The organism is Streptococcus oralis subsp. oralis, assembly GCF_002096435.1.
Classification (GTDB): Bacteria; Bacillota; Bacilli; order Lactobacillales; family Streptococcaceae; genus Streptococcus; species Streptococcus oralis_AA.
Window position 1 is genome coordinate 483,089 of the sequence record NZ_NCUI01000025.1, and the last position, 21,203, is coordinate 504,291.

Annotated in this window: 20 protein-coding genes and 2 pseudogenes; 11 read left to right on the plus strand and 11 right to left on the minus strand. The window is 41.0% G+C overall.

Going from position 1 to position 21,203, the window contains the following annotated elements:
- A partial coding sequence (locus B7723_RS10650) for a MucBP domain-containing protein (protein WP_158085781.1) occupies positions 1-1,119 on the plus strand: 1,119 nt, incomplete at its 5' end.
- Positions 1,120-1,200: 81 nt separating this feature from the next.
- On the opposite strand, the gene B7723_RS08605 is transcribed toward B7723_RS10650, so the two are convergent.
- The 3 genes from B7723_RS08605 to B7723_RS08615 all read right to left on the minus strand — a co-directional run bounded on the left by B7723_RS08605 (position 1,201) and on the right by B7723_RS08615 (position 3,820).
- Positions 1,201-2,277 carry a DUF2974 domain-containing protein gene (locus B7723_RS08605; RefSeq protein ID WP_084849506.1) on the minus strand — a complete coding sequence of 359 codons (1,077 nt, stop codon included), beginning with the start codon at positions 2,275-2,277 and terminating at the stop codon, positions 1,201-1,203.
- Positions 2,278-2,388: 111 nt separating this feature from the next.
- Entirely contained in the window at positions 2,389-3,165 is a 777-nt protein-coding gene (locus B7723_RS08610; RefSeq protein WP_084849505.1) for a ferredoxin reductase domain-containing protein, read from the minus strand.
- Between the two features lie 85 nt (positions 3,166-3,250).
- On the minus strand, positions 3,251-3,820 hold the full coding sequence (locus B7723_RS08615; RefSeq protein WP_084849504.1) for a TetR/AcrR family transcriptional regulator: 570 nt from the start codon (positions 3,818-3,820) through the stop codon (positions 3,251-3,253).
- Positions 3,821-4,148: 328 nt separating this feature from the next.
- Between B7723_RS08615 and B7723_RS08620 the strand changes: the two genes are divergently transcribed.
- From B7723_RS08620 to B7723_RS08635, 5 genes and pseudogenes are all read left to right on the plus strand, one after another.
- A complete protein-coding gene (locus B7723_RS08620) occupies positions 4,149-4,826 on the plus strand; it encodes a response regulator transcription factor (RefSeq protein ID WP_000548982.1) in 678 nt (225 codons plus the stop codon).
- Positions 4,819-5,793, plus strand: coding sequence for a sensor histidine kinase (locus B7723_RS08625; protein WP_084849503.1), 975 nt, complete (start codon positions 4,819-4,821; stop codon positions 5,791-5,793). The genes B7723_RS08620 and B7723_RS08625 overlap by 8 nt, the downstream gene beginning before the upstream one ends.
- A gap of 6 nt (positions 5,794-5,799) precedes the next feature.
- Positions 5,800-5,898: pseudogene (locus B7723_RS10785) on the plus strand (peptide ABC transporter); the annotation flags it as partial.
- A gap of 55 nt (positions 5,899-5,953) precedes the next feature.
- Positions 5,954-6,255: pseudogene (locus B7723_RS08630) on the plus strand (hypothetical protein).
- A gap of 277 nt (positions 6,256-6,532) precedes the next feature.
- Positions 6,533-7,582, plus strand: a complete 1,050-nt coding sequence (locus B7723_RS08635; protein WP_084849501.1) for a DUF389 domain-containing protein — start codon at positions 6,533-6,535, stop codon at positions 7,580-7,582.
- A 151-nt stretch (positions 7,583-7,733) separates the two neighbouring features.
- Here B7723_RS08635 and thrS read toward each other — a convergent pair whose 3' ends face one another.
- The 3 genes from thrS to B7723_RS08650 all read right to left on the minus strand — a co-directional run bounded on the left by thrS (position 7,734) and on the right by B7723_RS08650 (position 10,835).
- The gene (gene thrS / locus B7723_RS08640; protein ID WP_084849500.1) at positions 7,734-9,677 is read right to left on the minus strand and encodes a threonine--tRNA ligase; all 1,944 of its coding nucleotides are present in this window, start codon (positions 9,675-9,677) and stop codon (positions 7,734-7,736) included.
- 87 nt (positions 9,678-9,764) lie between these two features.
- Positions 9,765-10,136, minus strand: coding sequence for a hypothetical protein (locus B7723_RS10655; RefSeq protein ID WP_065371947.1), 372 nt, complete (start codon positions 10,134-10,136; stop codon positions 9,765-9,767).
- Positions 10,137-10,460: 324 nt separating this feature from the next.
- On the minus strand, positions 10,461-10,835 hold the full coding sequence (locus tag B7723_RS08650) for a hypothetical protein (protein ID WP_049477608.1): 375 nt from the start codon (positions 10,833-10,835) through the stop codon (positions 10,461-10,463).
- A 193-nt stretch (positions 10,836-11,028) separates the two neighbouring features.
- Between B7723_RS08650 and B7723_RS08655 the strand changes: the two genes are divergently transcribed.
- From B7723_RS08655 to B7723_RS08665, 3 genes are all read left to right on the plus strand, one after another.
- Positions 11,029-11,880 (plus strand): metallophosphoesterase family protein, encoded by an 852-nt coding sequence (locus B7723_RS08655; protein ID WP_084849499.1) that lies wholly within the window; start codon positions 11,029-11,031, stop codon positions 11,878-11,880.
- Positions 11,881-12,040: 160 nt separating this feature from the next.
- Positions 12,041-12,982: a hypothetical protein gene (locus B7723_RS08660; RefSeq protein ID WP_084849498.1), complete on the plus strand. Its 942-nt coding sequence runs from the start codon at positions 12,041-12,043 to the stop codon at positions 12,980-12,982.
- Between the two features lie 165 nt (positions 12,983-13,147).
- The gene (locus B7723_RS08665; protein WP_001167390.1) at positions 13,148-13,585 is read left to right on the plus strand and encodes an Rrf2 family transcriptional regulator; all 438 of its coding nucleotides are present in this window, start codon (positions 13,148-13,150) and stop codon (positions 13,583-13,585) included.
- A 142-nt stretch (positions 13,586-13,727) separates the two neighbouring features.
- On the opposite strand, the gene B7723_RS08670 is transcribed toward B7723_RS08665, so the two are convergent.
- The 5 genes from B7723_RS08670 to B7723_RS08690 form a co-directional block, all read right to left on the minus strand.
- A complete protein-coding gene (locus tag B7723_RS08670; protein WP_084849497.1) occupies positions 13,728-14,510 on the minus strand; it encodes a DUF4037 domain-containing protein in 783 nt (260 codons plus the stop codon).
- Positions 14,511-14,639: 129 nt separating this feature from the next.
- Entirely contained in the window at positions 14,640-15,299 is a 660-nt protein-coding gene (locus B7723_RS08675; RefSeq protein ID WP_049518904.1) for an amino acid ABC transporter permease, read from the minus strand.
- A gap of 9 nt (positions 15,300-15,308) precedes the next feature.
- Positions 15,309-15,986, minus strand: a complete 678-nt coding sequence (locus tag B7723_RS08680) for an amino acid ABC transporter permease (protein WP_049549738.1) — start codon at positions 15,984-15,986, stop codon at positions 15,309-15,311.
- A gap of 11 nt (positions 15,987-15,997) precedes the next feature.
- Positions 15,998-16,792, minus strand: coding sequence for a transporter substrate-binding domain-containing protein (locus B7723_RS08685; protein ID WP_084849496.1), 795 nt, complete (start codon positions 16,790-16,792; stop codon positions 15,998-16,000).
- A 10-nt stretch (positions 16,793-16,802) separates the two neighbouring features.
- Positions 16,803-17,561: an amino acid ABC transporter ATP-binding protein gene (locus tag B7723_RS08690; protein WP_001229587.1), complete on the minus strand. Its 759-nt coding sequence runs from the start codon at positions 17,559-17,561 to the stop codon at positions 16,803-16,805.
- A 177-nt stretch (positions 17,562-17,738) separates the two neighbouring features.
- Between B7723_RS08690 and recJ the strand changes: the two genes are divergently transcribed.
- Together recJ and B7723_RS08700 are read left to right on the plus strand one after the other, a co-directional pair.
- Complete coding sequence (recJ, locus tag B7723_RS08695; protein ID WP_162279208.1) at positions 17,739-19,958, plus strand: single-stranded-DNA-specific exonuclease RecJ; 2,220 nt, start codon at positions 17,739-17,741, stop codon at positions 19,956-19,958.
- A 282-nt stretch (positions 19,959-20,240) separates the two neighbouring features.
- Entirely contained in the window at positions 20,241-20,888 is a 648-nt protein-coding gene (locus B7723_RS08700; RefSeq protein WP_084849495.1) for a COG3942 and LysM peptidoglycan-binding domain-containing protein, read from the plus strand.
- The last annotated feature ends 315 nt before the right edge of the window (positions 20,889-21,203 follow it).

A 21,203-nucleotide genomic window follows, 5' to 3' on the forward strand; every position in this document is an offset into this window, starting at 1 on the left:
ATCGAGACTAAGAAACTTCCAAACGGTGACACAGAACACGTTTATGAGAAGGTTAAGACCAGTCATAAGGATAAGGAAGGGAATGAAATTCCAGGCCACCCAACCGAAGACGGCCAACAACCTAAGAAGGATATTCCAGGCTACCGCTTCGTAGAGACTAAGAAACTTCCAAACGGTGACACAGAACACGTTTATGAGAAGGTTAAGACCAGCCACAAGGATAAGGAAGGAAATGAGATTCCAGGCCACCCAACCGAAGACGGTGAACAACCTAAGAAAGATATCCCAGGTTACCGCTTCGTAGAGACTAAGAAACTTCCAAACGGTGACACAGAACACGTTTATGAGAAGGTTAAGACTAGTCATAAGGATAAGGAAGGGAATGAAATTCCAGGTCATCCAACCGAAGACGGTGAACAACCTAAGAAGGATATTCTAGGCTACCGCTTCGTAGAGACTAAGAAACTGCCAAACGGTGACACAGAACACGTTTATGAGAAGGTTAAGACTAGTCATAAGGATAAGGAAGGCAATGAGATTCCAGGCCACCCAACCGAAGACGGCCAACAACCTAAGAAAGATATTCCAGGCTACCGCTTCGTAGAGACTAAGAAACTTCCAAACGGTGACACAGAACACGTTTATGAGAAGGTTAAGACCAGTCATAAGGATAAGGAAGGCAATGCCATTCCAGGTTATCCAACCGAAGACGGTGAACAACCTAAGAAAGATATTCCAGGTTACCGCTTCATCGAGACTAAGAAACTTCCAAACGGTGACACAGAACACGTTTATGAGAAGGTTAAGACTAGTCATAAGGATAAGGAAGGCAATGAAATTCCAGGTTATCCAACCGAAGACGGTGAACAACCTAAGAAAGATATTCCAGGCTACCGCTTCGTAGAGACTAAGAAACTTCCAAACGGAGATACGGAACATGTCTACGAAAAAGTTGTTACTGCTCCTCAACAAAAACCAACTGAGCAATCTCCAGCTACTAAAGCAACCAAAGAATTACCTAATACTGGTACGGAGGATCATGCAGCTTTGGCGGCTCTAGGAGTACTAGGTTTGATGAGCGGATTTGGATTTGTGTCTCGCAAGAAAAAAGAAGACTAATTCTATACTCGAGATTCTAAGTAGTATCCATTAGTTTCTTAAACAAAAAACCAGCTAATCATTGGATTAGTTGGTTTTTGTCTATTCTCGATTTTTCCAAGCTTGGTAACGGGTGTCAATCAAGAGTTGGGTTAAGCGCCCCATGATTTCTTTATCATCAGGAGTGAGGGACTGGGCTTGGACAAAGAGATGGTGAACGTGTTCAATAACCTTGAAGGAAGAGAGGTCGTTGATAGAAGAGATGCCTGCATCGAGAATGATTCCAAAAAAGAGGTCAAAGTAGAGCTGCAGTTCAGTATCAGGGACCGTCTCAACCCATTCCTTGAAGGTTGTATCGACTTGCTGGCTGTCACTATTGGTCTCGTCCAGTTGGACAAAGTGTTTGTCTTCAACCTGCCAACTAAAGGTGTCGTGCTGGGCAAGGCCACCTAAGGCGGTGCTTCGAACGACGATTTTTCTATCCGGAATTTCCAGCATCATCCCGATGATAGACCCTTGTGGGATAAATACTTTCGTTCTTTCCATCATGTTTTGATAGCCAGGTGTTTCGGTTAGTTCCTTGTGAAGCCCAGGGGCATCAAAAGTATAGACAGCGACAATGTTTTTCTGTAAGTTTGGATCAAGTTGACTGGCAGCATAGACAGCTAGATTGCCCCCTTTTGAGTGTCCTGCTAGAATAACCTTTTGATTAGGATGTTGAGCAAAAAAGTCCTCTAAATACTCGAGGGCATGTTTTTGAGCTGGGATTTCCTTCATATAGGTCATATGGAAATCTTCTTTCCAACCAATGATACTGTCATCCGTTCCACGAAAAACAAGCAAATAGGTATCGAGACTGATACGATAAGCCATAGCTGCGAACTGTTTTTGCAATTCAGGATCGATGTCGTTGATAAAGTCTGAGAGCTTGCAATTTTTAAAGCGTTTGTGTTGAGCGAGCTGATCCAACAACTGGAGACGGTTTTTATTGGTCAACATCGTCGTTTCTCTAGGGATTTGAGATGCAAGATCTATGAGGCGCTGGGGTTCTTGGGTAACTATATCATCAAAAGCAAGATAGGTCAACTCAGTCAAGGCAAGAACATCTAACTCGTTCACGGGGAAGTCATAAAAGGAATCGTATGCTACATCATTGAGGTAGTCAAAAATATTGGCCATAAAAGCTCCTTTCTCTATGTTTATCCTATCACATTTACCTAGAATTAGCTAGTAGGCTTGTTCGAATGACCTAGTAGGGTTGGATTGAAATACATAGAAGATAGATTGCTCCTATTTCAAACCTCTAAACGAGCTTACTTGTATGTTTTTGCTATCAATCCCATTTTCCTTTAAAAAATTCTTCATCTCATTTACATCATCAGGCTGACCTGTGATGAGATAGCTGGCTTGATTGCCGTATTCATCAATAGCACGTTTTAAAAATTCTTGACTTTGAGAAAGTTCATCGCTCGTTTTATAAGTAAAATTCGGTGTTTTTTGAGCAAGTTCCTTTATCTCATTATCGAAAATAGTAACTCCTTTGTCAAAATGGTTGAGAATAATCGGACATTTACCAGCCCATTCTTTGATAAGGGGGCGTAGAGCAGAAATGCCGACATCAGATGCAAAGCAAACTAGTGGCTTATTCGTATCTTTAACAGTCAAAGAGGAATCCAGCCAACTCATCTCAATCTCACTGCCAGCCGGTAAATGTGTCAAGGTGTTCTTAAAGTTGCTACCACTATTATGAGTCAAAATGAGAATTTCATCTTCATCAGGTGTGGAGGCAATGGTTAGCCATCGACTGGTTTGCTCTCCCTGAGCTTCATATTTGCCAGCAGTAGACGAGGTATCAGGGAGTGTAAACTTAGCATAAGCCCCAGCTTTCCAGATTTGATGACTCGGTTTTGTGATATGAATTAAATATAGATCTCTGCTGGGGTTTTCGATGGATTTTATCGATAATGTCTGACTTCGTCCAAGATAGGCGATGGCACCCCAAGTTATAAGGGCTAGCAATCCAAGTGTTGATAGAATGATAATAAACATTTTTTTACCTCTTTTCATTTTTTATGACTCCTGTTCTTAATTTTATGAATGAACTAAAAAATGATTCATTCATATCTTTTCAAAAAATAAAGAAATCCATTCTTTATTTTAGAACTCCTTTAATGAAGTTGGTTGCAAGTATTTCAACAGTTTTGCCAATATTTGGAAAATCTTTTTCCGTGATATGCATATCCATGTAGTAAAATAGGTTGTAAACTTGTAAAATCTCTTGAATCTTTTCTGGAGAATAGCCTTCAACCTGCATACGATTTGTAAAAGTTTTAACTAGAAACTGATGAAAAGGATTTGCGACTTTGCCTTCTTCTGAGGAATAGTAGCTGTGCAACTCATCTGCGATGGCAGGATTGTACCATTCTGCAAGGATTTTATTGGAAGAAACGAGAGTTCTAGACTGAGCAAATAGTTGACCAATGAGGTCGATCATGTCAATTTCCCAATCCAGTTCTTCGATCATAGCTTGGCGAACACGGTTGTTTTCATCTATATAGATGTCTAGAAAAATAGCTTCTTTACTCTCGTAATAGTTATAAAAAGAGCCTACTGCCATACCAGCTTGTCTAGCAATTTCTGAAATTCCTGTTGCCTTGTAACCTTTTTTTGAAAAAACGTCATAAGCTGCTGTTTTTAGAGCTTGTTTTTTGTCCAATATGATTTAACCTCCTTCGCTGTATGAATGAATAAATTTATTTGTTCATTCATTCATTCATATTCTAACAAATCATGGCTAGCTTGTCAATAAGAAGGCTAGATCTATTAAATAAGTTAAAGAAACGCTAACTAAATGAGCACAGAAAGGAAAATATAGGATAAGGCTGGAACTATAGTTAAAAATAAGGTATGATATCAATGGGATTATTCTCTATTTAGCTTTCGTTTCCGAATCTGGATTTTAAAAATAGGTTGATAAACAGTAGAGATACCAATCCATTGATTTTTTATTAAGGTTTTTTATAGTTTGAACAAGAGTAAAGGAGGAGCGCATGCACAAAATTTTACTAGTAGAAGATGACCAAGTCATTCGGCAACAAGTTGGGAAATTGCTCTCAGAGTGGGGCTTTGAGGTCGTTTTGGTAGAAGACTTTATGGAAGTATTGAGCCTTTTTGTTCAGTCGGAGCCTCATTTGGTCCTCATGGATATTGGTCTACCTCTTTTTAATGGTTATCACTGGTGCCAGGAGATTCGTAAAATTTCCAAGGTGCCTATCATGTTTCTGTCATCGAGAGACCAGGCTATGGATATTGTCATGGCGATCAATATGGGAGCGGACGACTTTGTGACCAAGCCTTTTGACCAGCAGGTGCTCCTTGCCAAGGTTCAGGGCTTGTTGCGCCGTTCCTATGAGTTTGGGCGAGATGAAAGTCTGCTGGAGTATGCGGGTGTGATCCTCAATACCAAGTCTATGGACCTGCACTATCAGGGTGAAGTCCTGAGCTTAACCAAGAATGAATTTCAAATTTTGCGGGTTTTGTTTGAACATGCGGGTAATATCGTGGCGCGTGATGACCTGATGCGGGAACTTTGGAATAGCGACTTTTTCATCGATGACAATACCTTGTCTGTCAACGTTGCTCGTTTGCGCAAAAAGTTGGAGGAGCAAGGCTTAGTAGGCTTTATTGAAACCAAGAAAGGGATAGGATACGGACTGAAACATGCTTGATTGGAAATCATTTTTTCTAGCCTATCTGCGTTCTCGCAGTCGCGTTTTTGCCTATATTTTTTCATTAGGCTTTCTCGTCCTTCTCTTTCAGTTTTTATTTGCTAGTCTAGGAACTTATTTTCTTTATTTCTTTCTACTCAGTAGTTTTTTGACCTTCCTATTTTTGGCTTGGGATATATTTGCAGAAGCTCAGGTTTACCGGCAGGAAGTACTCTATGCTGAGAGAGACCCCAAGTCTCCTCTGGAATGTGCGCTAGCAGAAAAACTCGAAGAGCGTGAGTCTGAATTGTATCAAAAGAAGTCGGAAGCGCAGAGCAAGCTGACGGATTTGCTTGATTACTACACCTTATGGGTTCACCAGATCAAGACGCCCATTGCGGCTAGTCGCCTTTTAGTAGCAGAAGTCTCTGATCGTGAGGCCAAGCAGCAACTGGAACAGGAAATCTTCAAGATTGACTCCTATACCAATCTGGTGTTGCAGTATCTTCGTTTGGAAAGCTTTCATGATGACTTGGTATTTGAAAAGGTTCAAGTGGAGGATTTGGTGAAGGAAGTGGTTCGCAAGTATGCCCTTTTCTTTATCCAAAAAGGACTGACGCTCAATCTCCATGACCTTGACAAAATCATCGTGACCGATAAGAAGTGGCTGTTGGTCGTCATTGAACAAATCCTCTCAAACAGTCTCAAGTACACCAAGGAAGGTGGGCTAGAGATTTATATGGAAGGCCAGGAGCTCTGTATCAAGGATACGGGGATTGGGATAAAAAACAGTGATGTCCTCCGAGTCTTTGAACGTGGTTTTTCAGGCTACAATGGCCGTTTGACCCAGCAATCATCTGGACTTGGCCTCTACCTATCCAAGAAAATTTCTGAAGAGCTCGGCCACCAGATTCGTATCGAGTCTGAGGTTGGGATAGGAACAACCGTTCGCATCAAGTTTTCCAATAGGAATCTGATGATTGAGTAAGCATAGTTGATGATAATCTTATCCATCTGTGGAACTTTTGTTCTAGTCGATATCTCTATTTTCATGATAACGTCTAGAAGTTACCGTAAGATTGTCCAGATGTAAAAAATGTTACACTAGGAAACAACTAGAATATAGTCAAACAATAAAAGAGGCAAAAATGAAAGAAAGTTATTTTGATGGAGGAATCATAGATTATATTGGATACTCTATCTTAGTAGCCATAATTTTCGGGCTTATCTTGGAGAACGCAACACCTTGGGCGATTTGCATGATGCAAAATTGAAAACCAAACACACGGTAGTGGATGGGCAACGTCTATACTTTGACAGGACTGGAGCACAACTATTCGGCAACTGGATCAAGTGGTTTCTTCTAACCATCATCACGTTTGTAATCTATGGCTTCTGGTTGCAAATCAAAATGGAGCAATGGATTGTCAAACACACTCATCACGCTTAATCATTAAACGGCATCTTCTTTCAGAGGAGATACCGTTTTTTTCTTTTTCGTATAAGGAAACAAAAATTTCTTCCTTTCTCTATCTGTTAAATTGATAGATTTCTTCAGAGAAAGACTGTAAAATTTTTGATATAATGTTAAGGATAGACTGACGGATGCTTAAAGGATAATTTTCAAAAAAATAACAGGTGAGAAGAAAAATATGTAAGATTGAAAAGAAGTTTCTCTACCATCATCCAAGCAGAAACAAGAGTATATGAAATAAAAGGAGTAACCAATGACCAGAAATTATTCAACACGTGAATACCGTGAGAAATTATATGATGACCTTCATGTTCGATTAAGAGATACAGTGATTTTGATGTGTGCGATTTTTATTGCCTCTATCGGTCTAAATATGAATTCAACAGCTGTCATTATTGGAGCCATGCTGATTTCCCCTCTTATGACACCGATTGTTGGACTGGGTTTTGGTTTAGCTATTTTTGATACGCGTTTAATCAAGCAATCTCTAGAGGTTTTATTTACTCAAGTATTGGTCAGTTTACTTGTCTCGACTCTATATTTCTGGATTTCTCCCTTATCTTATGCAAGTAGCGAGTTGATTGCACGAACCACTCCAACCATTTGGGATGTTCTCATTGCTATTGCTGGTGGGATAGCAGGTGTAATTGGGTCAAGGAAAAAAGAAGCAAACAATATCGTGCCAGGAGTAGCCATTGCAACAGCTCTGATGCCACCTATCTGTACTGCGGGCTATGGTTTAGCTAATGGAAATGTACGATTTTTGTTTGGGGCTCTCTATCTTTTCTTGATCAACTGTGCCTTTATCATGCTAGCCAACATTGTTGGAACAAGAATTTTGATGAGAAAATCTCCCTTAAGTTCATTTAAAGAGCTAAACATTAAAATGAAAATTGGCTTGACATCTTTGATTGTATTATTGATTCTTCCAGCCAGCTATTCAGCAGTCACTCTGTCGATAGATCAAGCGCGAAAAGAAGGAATCAAACAGTTTATAGCAAAAGAGTTCGCCAATCACACGGTCATTAATCAAGTCTACAAGTCAAGGAACAATGAATTGGTCTTGACGGTTGTTGGAGATCCGATTTCAGACGAAGAATTAGAAACGCTCCATCAAAAACAAGCCTCTTACGGTATTCAATCTGTTGAATTGAAAGTTAATCAAGTCCATAATTCGACAAAATTAGATAGTGAGATGACCAAGGAATTTTATGAAACTATTAACAAGTATATCGATCAAAAACTCTCTGAAAAAGATTCACAAAAAGATCTCGTAAAAGAAAAAGAAGCAGACAAGGATTGAGGATATTGACCTTATCCAACTCATGAAAGCAAATCTTGTGTGGTGGTTTGACCAATCACTACTAGCTCAGGTTAAATAAAATATAAAAAGCAACAGCTGAAATAGTTGTTGCTTTTTCTTACTGAAAAATGTTTCTCAGACGGTGATCGTTTTATTTCTCAACACGAGATTTGTTGGCGATATCAGCAAGGATTGCTGATACAAACTCATCTACTGGGACAGTTTGTGTTTCTTTTTGACCATAGCGACGAACGTTGACTGTTCCGTCTTCCATTTCCTTATCCCCAACAATCAATTGGTAAGGAATTTTGCTTGTTTGTGAAGCACGAATCTTGAACTGCATTTTTTCATTGCGCTCATCCACATCAGCACGGACACCGCGGTCACGGAGTTTCTTGGCTACTTCCCATGCGTAGTCTACGTGTTTTTCGTTGGATACTGGGATGAGAGTTACTTGGTGTGGGGCAAGCCATGTTGGGAAGGCACCCTTGTAGTTCTCAATCAAGATAGCTGTAAAGCGTTCCATAGTTGAGATAACCCCACGGTGGATCATAACTGGACGGTGTTCTTCACCATCAGCTCCGATGTATTTGAGGTCGAAGCGTTCTGGAAGCAAGAAGTCAAGCTGGATAGTCGAAAGGGTTTCTTCTTTACCGAGAGCAGTCTTAACTTGGATATCCAATTTTGGTCCGTAGAAGGCTGCCTCACCTTCAGCTTCAAAGTAGTCCACACCCATTTCATCAAGGGCTGCGCGAAGCATGGTTTGGGCATTTTCCCACATTTCATCGTTATCAAAGTACTTGTGAGTATCTTGAGGGTCACGAAGAGAGAGGCGGAAACGGTACTCGTTTAGGTTGAAGTCTTCATAAACATCGATAATCAACTGAAGGGCACGTTGGAATTCTTCTTGGATTTGTTCAGGAGTGACAAAGAGGTGACCGTCGTTGAGTGACATTTCACGCACACGTTGAAGACCAGTGAGGGCACCAGATTTTTCGTAACGGTGCATCATACCGATTTCGGCGATACGGATTGGCAATTCACGGTAGGAGTGAACATGGTGTTTAAAGACTTGGATGTGGTGTGGACAGTTCATTGGACGAAGGACAAACTCTTCCCCATCACCCATATCCATAGTTGGGAACATGTCCTCTTGGTAGTGATCCCAGTGACCAGAAGTCTTGTATAGCTCTACAGAAGCAAGTGGTGGAGTGTAAACGTGTTGATAGCCAGAAGCTAACTCTTTGTCGACAATGTAGCGTTCCAATTCACGACGAATAGTGGCACCATTTGGCAACCAGAAAGGAAGTCCTTGTCCGACTTCTTGTGAAATCATGAAGAGGTCAAGCTCTTTGCCAAGTTTACGGTGGTCACGTTCTTTGGCTTCTTCACGCATTTGAAGGTAGTTCTTCAAGTCTTTCTTGTCAAACCAAGCTGTACCGTAGATCCGTTGCATCATCGCGTTGTCGCTATTTCCACGCCAGTAAGCACCTGCTACATGAAGAAGGTGGAAGATTTGGATACGGCCTGTTGATGGAACGTGAGGTCCACGGCAGAGGTCTACATATTCACCCTGACGGTAGATAGTCAACCCACCTTCGTCTTCTGAGTGTTCTTCGATCAATTCCAACTTGTAAGGGTCGTTCTTGAAGATTTCACGTGCCTCGTCTTTCGTCACTTCTTCACGGATTGATGGGAAGTTTTCTTTAACGATTTTTTTCATTTCTTCTTCGATACGAGGAAGGTCTTCGTTGGAGATTTGACCAGCTGTGTTATCAGTATCGTAGTAGAAGCCATCTTCAATAGCTGGACCAACACCCAAGTGAATATCTGGGAAAAGGCGACGAGCTGCTTGGGCAAACAAGTGAGCAGCTGAGTGACGCAAGATTGGAAGGGCATCTTCGTGATCAGGTGTCACGATTTCGATGCTTCCATCTTCAGTGATAGCACGAGTCGTATCGATGAGTTTGCCGTTGAATTTACCAGCCAAGGCTTTTTTAGCTAGGGAATTGCTGATAGATTGGGCAATTTCAAAAGTAGTCACGCCAGATTCGAATTCACGAACAGCGCCATCTGGGAAAGTAATCTTAATCATGGTTTTCTCCTTAAAAATTTATCATATTTAAAAATTGAGGTTGAAGAAGTAGAGAATTCGATATCTACAAAGAATCATAACAATTAATTATCTAAACAAATGATAGTTTAACTTTCTCATTTTAAAGATAAAGAAAGCTGTAGAAATGAATAGATAGCATACTAAGGAAAGGATTAGAGACAGATATTGTTCATCAGTCATCTCACCTTCCATGTATATCCTTAGCGGATAGTTTCTTATAGCATTAACCAAATAAATACCAGCAGTTAGGCTTAGAAAATATCCTGACAGGATGAGTTTCTTTTTCTTAAAAAACATTAAGATACCAAGAAAAGGAGCAAGAAATGGCAAAAGAGGAACAAATGCAAAAAATGAAAAAACAACAATGTACTCTAACCCCCATAGACTGAGAGTTTTCATTAGCCATACATAGACGATAAGGAAGGCACAGGGAATCACCCAAGACAATGATTTATTCACATTAACCTCCAGCTTCTTTTCTTAGCTATGTTTCATTTAATCTGGTAATATCTCTATTCTCCAAACAAAAAACGACATCCTAAAAGGACGTCGCAACGTGGTTCCACCTTCATTCATGTTCCTCAAAAAAGAGGGACACCTCTGATTGGCTTTAACGTAGCCACCGTTTTATGTTTGCATAAAAGTCAGTAGAGTAGTATCAGTTTAGGCTTTCTATGCGTTTCCAGCAACCACGCACTCTCTAGTAGAAAGGGACTAAGTGACTTGTCTCTATGCATTATTATAGCATGATTGCGAGAATTTTCAAGGTTTTTGTATAATTTTTTTATTTTTCTCTCGCTGGAAGACATGCTTGATCCCCACACCAGCAGCCAACCCAAGTAGGGCAAAGAGTTCATAGGCTAAGAAGTAAAGCAGGATGAATTCGCCAAAGGTGATGATGGTAAAGCAAAAGAGCAGACCAATACCGAGTAGCCACCAAAGTGAGAAATGAAATCGATAGCTATAAAGTAGCGATACGATAAAGGTTACCAGAGGTGAAAAGAGGATGATGTTGTAAATGTACAGTCCCTTCAGTGTATATGGGTCAGAGATGAGTAGTGAGAATAGCTCATAGAGTGGCCAGTAAAAAAAGAAAGTAATAAGGTAGTATGGGATATACTTAAGATAATTCCGCATGGCAATAGTCCTCCAATCTGGAAAAAAATGAGAGATATTGTAGACCACATAATCCTAAATGAAGGGGAAATCTCTACTTATATTATAGCACGATTTAAAAGCTCTTACAATTTAATCCAGTGATCGGTGATAGTAATCTTTTCGAGTGTTTTCTGTTATAATACTAACAAAAGAAGGAAAATAAGGAGAAAGAATGACCAAAATAGCAGTTCTTTCAGACATACATGGAAATACGACAGCTTTGGAAGCTGTTCTGGCTGATGCAAGGGCGGCAGAGGTAGATGAGTACTGGCTTTTGGGAGATATTCTGATGCCAGGAACAGGGCGTAGAAGGATATTGGACCTCTTAGCTAGCTTGCCTATTACAGTAAGAGTTCTGGGAAATTGGGAGAATAGTCTCTGGCGAGGCCTGCATCGCAAGTTAGATCCTACAAAAGCGAGCCATCGTTATCTCCTGCGTCAAAGTCAATACATCTTAGAGGAGGTCAGCCCTGAAGAAATCGAAAATCTCAATAATCAACCCATGCAAGTTCATCGTCAGTTTGGTGATTTGATGGTGGGAATCACTCACCATGTCCCTGATAAAAACTGGGGAAGAGAATTGATTCATACGGGAAAACAAGAAGATTTTGATAGATTGGTCACGAATCCACATGCCTCCATCGCAGTATATGGTCATATTCACCAACAGTTGCTTCGTTATGGAAGTGATGGACAGATGATTCTTAATCCAGGATCCATCGGACAACCTTTCTTTCTAGATGCGAAGTTGCGTAAGGACCTGCGGGCCCAGTATATGATCTTAGAGTTTGATGAGGCAGGTTTGTCTGATGTTGATTTTCGTCGTGTGGATTATGATGTAGAAGCTGAATTGCAGTTGGCTAAGGATTTGAAGCTCCCCTATTTTCAGGTCTACTATGAAAGTTTGGTAAATGGAATTCACCATACTCATAACCACGAATTGTTAGGTCAAATCAGTGAACAAGAAGGTTATGACCAGGATGTTGAACTCTGGATGGAAAGAGACAAGAAAGATTGGTTTTAAGAGGACTTCTAGCTAGAAATCAGATAGTCTAGTGACTGTTGTTTTCCGATAAGTCGAACTGGATACGAATTGACGGCTTCTCAAATTTATGTTAGAATAACGGAATATAACTAATTTGAATCTCATACTAATTGATATTCAAAATAAGAGGAGACAGATAATGAAACCAGAAGAGTTACACGCTATTGCCTCGGAGTTGGGCTTGCAATTTGACGAAGATTCGCGTAGTATTTATGGCACGCAGTCAGGTTATTTACTTTTCCTGCAAGAAACTGATGTGAAAAATCAGTTTCGACTTTGTGTCAGTGTGAGTTTAAATGGCAATCCTGCGGATTCAGAAGAAAACGAATTGGTTTGGGATGAGTTTAAGAGTGAATCTCTTCCAAACTTGTCGACCTTGTCCATCAACCAGTACCTTGTTTCTTTTGTCGTAAAAGGTGCCATGCGCAAATCAAAAACAATCGAAAAGTTACAGACGCTCATAACAGACCTCGTAGCATTCCTTGAAACCCATCATTTCGTCCAAGTCTGTGCCTATAGCGGTCAGGAGGGCCCCGTTGGTCTCTATCAATTAGGTGATTCAATTTTCCTTATCAACGAGGAAAGCTATCAATTGCTGAAGAGCAATCTTCAGATTGAGGTAGATTCTTATCAAAATCAAAAGGAAAATGTTCTTCTTGGAGCAGTTGGTGCCTTGCTGGGAGCCTTGATTGGTGGAGCAGTTGCTCTATTTATCGCACGTCTAGGTTATGTGGCTATGGTAGCGGGCATTGTTCTGGGGATTTGTACCATTAAAGGATATGAAATCCTTGGAAGAAAGGTATCTCGAAAGGGGATTGTGATTTCCTCTATTTGGATGGTAATCACTGTCTTTCTAGTGAATCAAATTGATTTGGCGATGGAAGTCGTTTCCAAACTAGGGGTTGAGTTTGCCTTTGCTTTCCGAGTGGTGAATGAATTAATCTTTAGTGGTGATTTCCCAGATAACTATTTTTATAATCTAGCTATGTTAGCTGTGTTTACTTTAGTTGGTGCTGGGGTTTCTGTCAGCTCAGTTTGGTCAAGTCATAAAACAAAAGGGATTGTCCGTAAAATTGCATAAAAAAATAAGTCTTTGTATTTCCTCCGCCGTTCCGGTTACCAAGAGGGATACAGGACTTTTTGCATGGAGAAGATAATCAGTCTATAATATTTGACAGGAAAACCAAAAACGGTATAATGTTTATACGGGAAAAGATGAATAAAATATCAGTGAAAGGAGAAGAAGATGCAAATTTCAAGCCGATTTACCATTGCGACTCATATGATGATTATTATTGCAATGCAGGATACAGATAGTAAAGTAACCAGCGATTTTCTTGCGGCTAGTGTCGGAGTCAATCCAGTCATTATCCGTAAGACTTTATCGCAACTCAAAAAAGCTGGATTGATTTCAGTTGCTCGTGGTACGGGAGGAACTGAGATAATAAAAGACCTTCAAGAGATTAGTTTGTTGGATGTCTACCAAGCTGTAGAGTGTTTAGGAAAATCTGGTAAGCTCTTTAGTTTTCATGATAATCCAAATCCTAATTGTCCAATTGGTGCGAATATCCATGCAGTCTTGGACCAAAAGCTGTTCGATGTTCAAGCAGCTATGGAGAACCAACTGCGCCAGACAAGTCTGGCTCAGGTTGTAGCTGATGCTCAGAATAAACTGTCTAAGTAAGAGGACTAAGGTTCTCTTTTTCTATTGCCGCTCTTTTTATGAGTTGGGCAAGAAGAATTGTGGTAAAGTGTACTAGATTCTTTACGGTAAACTATAAAGAAAAATGTGAGCCTCAGTTTCAGGTTCACATTTTCTTTTTGGTCTATGGCAAAATGGCTTTTAGTTCCTTCAGGATAGTTTGCAAGGTTACGACCGCTTGTTCTCCTTGTTGCGGTTGGTAGAGTAGTTGGAAATACTTGCGAATAGTTTCTTCAAATTGCTTAGGGAGGAGTGTACAATGGGTCTTTGCGTACTCCAACATTCGTTTTTCACCAGGATGGGTTTGCTCATTGAGCGCAAATAACAAGTCAAAGTAGGAAGCAAAAAATTCACTCGTACGATGATTCATGCTGAGAAGATCTTGACGCTTGATAGCTTTTTCTATTTGATGAGAGAAGGCAGGCATGGCTTGGTCTAGCAAAAGGAACTGCCTTTCGATGATATGTTTTTTGAGTTCCTGTGGATAGGGAATCTGGTAAGTCTTTTGGAGAGAAGCATAGTGTCCATTCGGGTCGTATAGAATCTTGCTGTGGAGTAGATTATGCCACATGCAAGTTGTATAGGCATTTTGGGCTTGATGCTGAAAAACGGTTGAGTTCAATTCTTGTTCAAACGACTCCAGCGAACGATAAATCAACTCGATTTCAATACCGTTGTTTAGTACACAGTCGTCCTCTAACTCCCAAAACTGGTTTCCAATTTCCATATAGGAGCAGTATTTACTCAAAATTTTTAGGCGAGTCGCCTCATCAATAGAAGCGTTGAGATAGACATAAACATCATAGTCAGAATTTTGATCGTAGGCTTGTCCTGCACGAGAACCACCAAGAGCTATAGCTTCTACTTGTTCCAGTTGAGAGAATTCTTTGCAAAGTTCGTGGATCATGATTTTTCTCCTTACTTTATGGTTTTAAAGTCATTTTACCAAAAAGTAAAACGTTTGCATAGCATTGAGTTGCTCTTTTTCATTTATAGCAAAAAATGTGAACCCTTGTTTCGAGTTCACATTTCGTTTTTATTCTGCAGCTTGTTGCCAACGTTTTGCTAGCTTATGAGACAGGCTAGAAATGGCAAAGTTAAAGATAAAGTATATCAAGGCAATCAGGATATAAAGACTGAAGACCTGCTCTGGTTCGAAATAACGGCCCATGAGAATTTGGCTAGCGCCAAAGAGTTCTTGTAGAGCGATAACAGAGTAGAGAAGGCTGGTATCCTTAATCACGGTTACAAACTGAGAAATGATGGCTGGCAGCATTTTACGGATCGCTTGTGGGAGAATGATGTAGTAGAGGATTTGCGTAGAGGTGAATCCTTGTGACATTCCTGCTTCGTACTGGCCCTTGTCCACGGCATTGAGACCGCCTCGGATAATCTCAGCTAGGGCTGCTGAGGTAAAAAGAGTAAAGGCAGTAATACCTGCTGGTGTGGACTTCATCTTGAACACCAAAAAGATAGTGAAAATCCAGAGAAGGTTGGGAACGTTACGTACAAACTCGATATAAATGCTGGAGATGATCCGTAAGACAGGATTTTTCCCATTTCTCATGACGGCTAGTACTGTTCCGATAAGGGTCGAGAGGACGATAGCAATCAGAGAAATGTAGAGGGTCAAGCCAAATCCTTTAAAGATAAAGACTAGGTTATCTGGGGTCAAAACTTCTAAAATAGATTCCATAGTAACCTCCTAAAGTGAATAGGCTTTTTTGTTGGCTTGCTCCATCTTGCGACCAAACTGGGCAACAGGGAAGCATAGGGCAAAGTAGAGAAGAGCAGCGCCTAAAAAGGCTGGGATATAGTTTCCGTTGAGGGCCGACCAAGACTTGGTCACAAACATCAAGTCTACTCCAGAGATGATGGCAACTGTAGAGGTGTTCTTGATGAGGTTGACGATTTGGTTGGTCAAAGGTGGGAGAATGATACGGAAGGCCTGAGGCAAGATAATCAAGCGCATGGCACTGATATAGGTAAAACCTTGGGACAGGGCGGCTTCCATCTGACCACTAGGAATAGACTGAATCCCTGAACGAATAACCTCAGCGATATAGGCGCCGTGATAGAGTCCCACGCAGAGTACAGCTGTCCAATAAATCGGAATCATGATGGTGTGTTCACTGATAAGAGGCAAACCATAAAAGACAATGACAAACTGCACCAAGAGGGGAGTATTTTGGTAAAATTCGACAAAAATACGAGCCAAAACGCGCAAGACTGGGCGTTTGCTGGTTGACATGGCTCCAAAGAAGATGCCCAAAACCATGGCGAGGATAAAGGAACCAATCGCTAGGGCAAGAGTGAAGAGGAAACCATTGAAAAATTGTCCAAAATCCTGAAAATAGGCTGTCCAAGATGATAAATCTGTCATGGGTTTCCTCCTTAATCTGCAGTATGGCTAGATGGTTTGAGCTTGTAACGGTCATAAAGTTTCTGCAAACTACCGTCCTTGGTCCATTTAGTGACCAAGCTATCAAGATAATCGTTGAGCTCGGTGTTTGATTTCTTGGTAACAATACCGTAGTCAGATGGCTTGAAACTATCATCTAGTAGTTCTGTCCGTTTACTAATGTAGCCAGAGAGGATAGAGCGGTCCACGGAAAAGGCATCAATACGGTGAGCGTGAAGGGAAGTAATCAATTCTGGATAGGAACCAAGTTCGACGAATTTAAACTTCAGACCTTTCTTTTTACCCAGTTCAGTAATCAGGCGTTGGGTGATGGAACCTTGGGCAACCCCAATGGTTTTGCCGTTTAGGTCCTCAATGCTTTTGATGTTGGCGGATTTATTGACCAAAAAACCAGAAGCATCCGTGTAGTAGGGACTGGTGAAATTGTATAATTTTTTACGTTCATCTGTGATGGTGAAGGTTGCGATATCCATGTCTACCTGTTCATTGTCTAGGAGTGGTCCACGTGTTTGAGCGGTAACAGGAACGTAGCGAATCTTGACCTTGAGTTCGTCTGCAATCATCTTGGCAAGGTCCGTTTCGATACCAGAATAAGTCCCTGTCTTGGGATCCTTGTAGCCAAAATTAGGAACGTCTTGTTTGACACCGACAACTAGTTCGCCTCTTTTTTGAATGTCTGCGACGCTAGTATCAGCTTGGACTGGTTTGGCAGCAGCAAGGCCGAAAAGGCTAATCAATAATGCTGATAAAAAGAATTTCTTTTTCATAGGCGCCTCCTTATTTGACTTTGTCACTTTCGTGGTTGATAATTTTGCTGAGGAATTGTTGGGCACGAGGTTCGCTTGGATTGTCAAAAAAGTCATCAACATCTGTCGTATCCACCAAAACTTCTCCGTCGGCCATAAAGATAATGCGGTCCGCAACTTCACGGGCAAAGCCCATTTCGTGGGTAACGATGATCATATTCATCCCATCATGTGCCAGTTTTTGCATAACTGCTAGAACATCTCCGATGGTTTCAGGGTCAAGGGCAGATGTTGGTTCATCAAAGAGGAGGAGTTCCGGATGCATGGCGAGGCCACGTGCGATGGCGATCCGCTGTTTTTGTCCACCAGATAGCATAGCTGGATAGGAATCTTTCTTGTCCCACATATTTACAAATTCCAGATATTTTTGGGCTGTTTTTTCAGCTTCTTTTTTATCAATTCCTAGAACTTTAATGGGTGCAAGTGTCACGTTTTCTAACACTGTTTTGTGTGGATAAAGGTTAAAATGTTGAAAAACCATGCCGACTTCCTTACGAAGAGGAACTAAATCTTTCTGACTAGCACCTGCTACTTGGTGTCCATTGACCAGGAGACTTCCTTTGTCAACAGCCTCTAAACCATTAATCGTACGGATAAGAGTGGACTTCCCAGAACCAGAAGGTCCAAGCAGGACAACAACTTGTCCTTTTTCAAAACGGAGATTGATGTCGCGGAGTGCGTGGTAGTCTCCGTAATATTTTTCGACGTTTTTAAATTCTACTAAAGCCATGAGAGATCTCCTTTGTGTTAGATTTTATAACATGATTCTACAACAAAAGAGTGTTCTTGTCAAATCATATCTGAAAAAAATTCACTAAAATGTTATAAAAAAGCAATCTGAATAGAGAAAATGTCTAAATCATGTTATAATGAAACGATAGAATTCTTAGAAAGAGTGGATGTTTTTTTGATAACTCCTACTTATGAATGGCAGTTTGCCCCGCAGGTTGAAGATGCAGATTTTACAAAGATAGCCAAGAAGGCTGGACTGGGTCCTGAGGTGGCTCGGTTATTATTTGAAAGAGGGATTCAGGATGAAGAAAGTCTAAAGAAGTTTTTAGAACCTTCTTTAGAGGACTTGCATGACCCCTATCTGCTCCATGATATGGACAAGGCAGTGGAACGGATTCGTCAGGCCATTGAAGAAGGGGAAAACATTCTCATCTATGGAGACTACGATGCGGATGGAATGACTTCAGCTTCGATTGTGAAGGAAAGTTTGGAACAGCTTGGTGCTGAGTGCCGTGTTTACCTACCCAATCGTTTTACCGATGGCTATGGTCCCAATGCCAGTGTCTATAAATACTTTATCGAGCAAGAGGGAATTTCCTTGATTGTGACGGTGGACAATGGGGTTGCTGGCCATGAAGCCATTGAACTAGCTCAGGCTATGGGTGTGGATGTCATTGTGACCGACCACCATTCCATGCCGGAAACCCTTCCTGATGCCTATGCGATTGTTCACCCTGAGCATCCAGATGCGGACTATCCCTTCAAACAGTTAGCTGGTTGTGGAGTGGCTTTCAAGCTAGCTTGCGCCCTTTTGGAAGAAGTGCAAGTAGAATTGCTTGATTTGGTAGCTATCGGAACCATTGCAGATATGGTGAGCTTGACAGATGAAAACCGTATTTTGGTTCAATATGGTCTGGAAATGCTGGGGCATACTCAGCGTATTGGTCTACAAGAAATGCTGGACATGGCCGGGATTGCTGCGAATGAAGTGACAGAAGAAACGGTTGGATTTCAGATTGCCCCTCGTTTAAATGCCTTGGGGCGTTTGGACGATCCCAATCCTGCCATTGATTTGCTGACTGGGTTTGACGACGAGGAAGCTCATGAGATTGCCCTCATGATTCACCAGAAAAATGAAGAGCGCAAGGAAATCGTTCAGTCAATTTATGAAGAAGCTAAGACCATGGTGGATCCTGAGAAGAAGGTCCAGGTTTTGGCCAAGGAAGGCTGGAATCCTGGCGTTCTGGGTATCGTTGCTGGTCGTTTGTTGGAAGAACTAGGGCAGACAGTCATCGTTCTTAATATAGAAGAAGGTCGTGCCAAGGGCAGTGCTCGTAGTGTGGAAGCGGTCGATATTTTTGAAGCTCTGGATCCCCATCGAGAGCTCTTCATCGCCTTTGGAGGTCATGCTGGTGCTGCAGGGATGACGCTGGAAGTTGAGAAACTCTCAGATTTATCTCAGGTCTTGGAAAACTATATCCGTGAAAAAGGCGCAGATGTTAATGGTAAGAACAAGTTAAATTTAGATGAAGAGCTAGACTTGGAGACGCTTAGCTTGGAAACGGTCAAAAGTTTTGAACGCTTGGCACCCTTTGGAATGGACAATCAGAAACCTGTTTTTTATATCAAGGATTTTCATATCGAAAGTGCTCGTACCATGGGAGCAGGCAGTGCCCACCTCAAACTAAAAATTTCCAAGGGTGAGGCAAGTTTTGAAGTGGTGGCCTTCGGACAAGGTAGATGGGCGACAGAATTTTCTCAAACCAAGAATCTAGAGTTGGCAGTCACCTTGTCTGTCAATCAATGGAATGGCCAAACTGCTCTCCAGTTAATGATGGTGGATGCGCGTGTGGAGGGTGTTCAACTCTTTAACATTCGTGGGAAGAATGCAGTCTTGCCAGAAGGGGTTCCAGTCTTGGATTTCTCTGGAGAGGTGCCAGATTTAGCGAATAGTGAAGCGGTTGTTGTGAAAAATATTCCGGAAGATATTACCTTGCTGAAGACAATTTTTCAGGAACAAGATTTCTCTGCTGTCTATTTCAAAAATGACATCGATAAGGCCTACTATCTGACAGGTTACGGGACTAGAGAACAGTTTGCAAAATTGTACAAGACCATTTACCAGTTCCCAGAGTTTGATATTCGCTACAAGCTGAAAGATTTGGCAACTTATCTCAATATCCAACAAATCTTGCTGGTCAAGATGATCCAAGTCTTTGAAGAACTGGGCTTTGTGACAATCAAAGATGGTGTGATGACAGTCAATAAGGAAGCGCCGAAAAGGGAAATTGGTGAAAGTCAGATTTACCAAAATCTCAAACAGACCGTTAAAGACCAAGAAATGATGGCGCTGGGTACAGTGCAAGAAATTTATAACTTTTTAATGGAGAAATAGATGGAAAGGGACTGAGATGACCTATCTCAGTCTCTTTTTGTCGGATAAATGCTTGCTGTGGGAGTGGTTGATTAGATAGTCTTTTGGATGGTTTGCTGATGTAAAGATTGGGGAAATGATTCATTTTTTATTCTCTTCTATCACTTTATACGATGTCTGCTTTTAAACCTTATGTAGTAAAAGTATAAATTTTTGTAACAGGACTAAAATATAACTCTAAACTAACTGACATGTAAATCAAGTATGATTTTCTTATCAAGAAAATATAAGGGGACTCTAGTTATGAAAAAAACAGTTACGAAACTGACTCTTGGTTTGACTTCTACCGCTATTTTGGCTACGGTTGGGGCTCAAACTGTTCATGCGAATTCTTACGTTGTTCAAGATGGTGATTCATTTTATGCCATTGCAACTGCAAACGGCATGGATCCGCATGAGTTGGCAGCTTTGAATGGAAAAACTATCTTTGACACTATCCACCCAGGCGATGTATTGGAAGTGAGTGGTTCCGCTCAGGCTAGCTCTACCTACAGTGCTCCAGCTAGCACTACGAACGTGGTATCAGATACAGAGGATGTTGTCGAAAAGACTCCAACAAACTATGGAAACTCTTATCCTGTTGGTCAGTGTACATGGGGCGTGAAAGAATTGGCGCCTTGGGCCAGCAACTGGTGGGGAAATGCCAACACGTGGGCAATCTACGCGAGCGCTCAAGGCTATAAGACAGGAAGTGTTCCAGTAGTAGGAGCAATCGCCGTTTGGGATGGTGGTGAATATGGACACGTTGCTTATGTAACAGATGTTCAAAGTGAAAACTCTATCCAGGTATTGGAAGCAAACTACAGACGTCAAAAGCAGATTGCGAATTATCGTGGCTTCTTTAATCCACATGAATTTTTAGGTAACGTCACTTATATCTATCCAAACTAAAGATGATAAAAAGATTTAGAATTTCTAAGTCTTTTTTCTTTTTGAAAAAATTTCCTAACGTTATCCTCTATATTAATAGCTAATTTCTGAAATTTTTAGATTCTGTAGCGAACAGGAAATTCTCGCTTTTAGATGCAGATAAACCATGTCTTTGTAGAAAATAGTTCTCAAGTCGAGAGGTAAAAGCAAGTTTTTTTGAACTAAAAGAGAAATTTAGGGTTCGAGAAAGGTATCTGAAATTAAATTGATTCAAAAAGCCCATATTTTTGATGGTGCAATCCTTCCATTATCTTAGATGAAGCCTCCAAAAGAGAA

Excerpts from the sequence above, each read along its gene's own strand:
- B7723_RS08605 (WP_084849506.1), bottom strand. The coding sequence starts at position 2,277 with ATGGCCAATATTTTTGACTACCTCAATGATGTAGCATACGATTCCTTT.
- B7723_RS08610 (WP_084849505.1), bottom strand. The coding sequence starts at position 3,165 with ATGAAAAGAGGTAAAAAAATGTTTATTATCATTCTATCAACACTTGGA.
- B7723_RS08620 (WP_000548982.1), top strand. The coding sequence starts at position 4,149 with ATGCACAAAATTTTACTAGTAGAAGATGACCAAGTCATTCGGCAACAA.
- B7723_RS08625 (WP_084849503.1), top strand. The coding sequence starts at position 4,819 with ATGCTTGATTGGAAATCATTTTTTCTAGCCTATCTGCGTTCTCGCAGT.
- B7723_RS08635 (WP_084849501.1), top strand. The coding sequence starts at position 6,533 with ATGACCAGAAATTATTCAACACGTGAATACCGTGAGAAATTATATGAT.
- thrS (WP_084849500.1), bottom strand. The coding sequence starts at position 9,677 with ATGATTAAGATTACTTTCCCAGATGGCGCTGTTCGTGAATTCGAATCT.
- B7723_RS08650 (WP_049477608.1), bottom strand. The coding sequence starts at position 10,835 with ATGCGGAATTATCTTAAGTATATCCCATACTACCTTATTACTTTCTTT.
- B7723_RS08655 (WP_084849499.1), top strand. The coding sequence starts at position 11,029 with ATGACCAAAATAGCAGTTCTTTCAGACATACATGGAAATACGACAGCT.
- B7723_RS08660 (WP_084849498.1), top strand. The coding sequence starts at position 12,041 with ATGAAACCAGAAGAGTTACACGCTATTGCCTCGGAGTTGGGCTTGCAA.
- B7723_RS08665 (WP_001167390.1), top strand. The coding sequence starts at position 13,148 with ATGCAAATTTCAAGCCGATTTACCATTGCGACTCATATGATGATTATT.
- B7723_RS08670 (WP_084849497.1), bottom strand. The coding sequence starts at position 14,510 with ATGATCCACGAACTTTGCAAAGAATTCTCTCAACTGGAACAAGTAGAA.
- B7723_RS08675 (WP_049518904.1), bottom strand. The coding sequence starts at position 15,299 with ATGGAATCTATTTTAGAAGTTTTGACCCCAGATAACCTAGTCTTTATC.
- B7723_RS08680 (WP_049549738.1), bottom strand. The coding sequence starts at position 15,986 with ATGACAGATTTATCATCTTGGACAGCCTATTTTCAGGATTTTGGACAA.
- B7723_RS08685 (WP_084849496.1), bottom strand. The coding sequence starts at position 16,792 with ATGAAAAAGAAATTCTTTTTATCAGCATTATTGATTAGCCTTTTCGGC.
- B7723_RS08690 (WP_001229587.1), bottom strand. The coding sequence starts at position 17,561 with ATGGCTTTAGTAGAATTTAAAAACGTCGAAAAATATTACGGAGACTAC.
- B7723_RS08700 (WP_084849495.1), top strand. The coding sequence starts at position 20,241 with ATGAAAAAAACAGTTACGAAACTGACTCTTGGTTTGACTTCTACCGCT.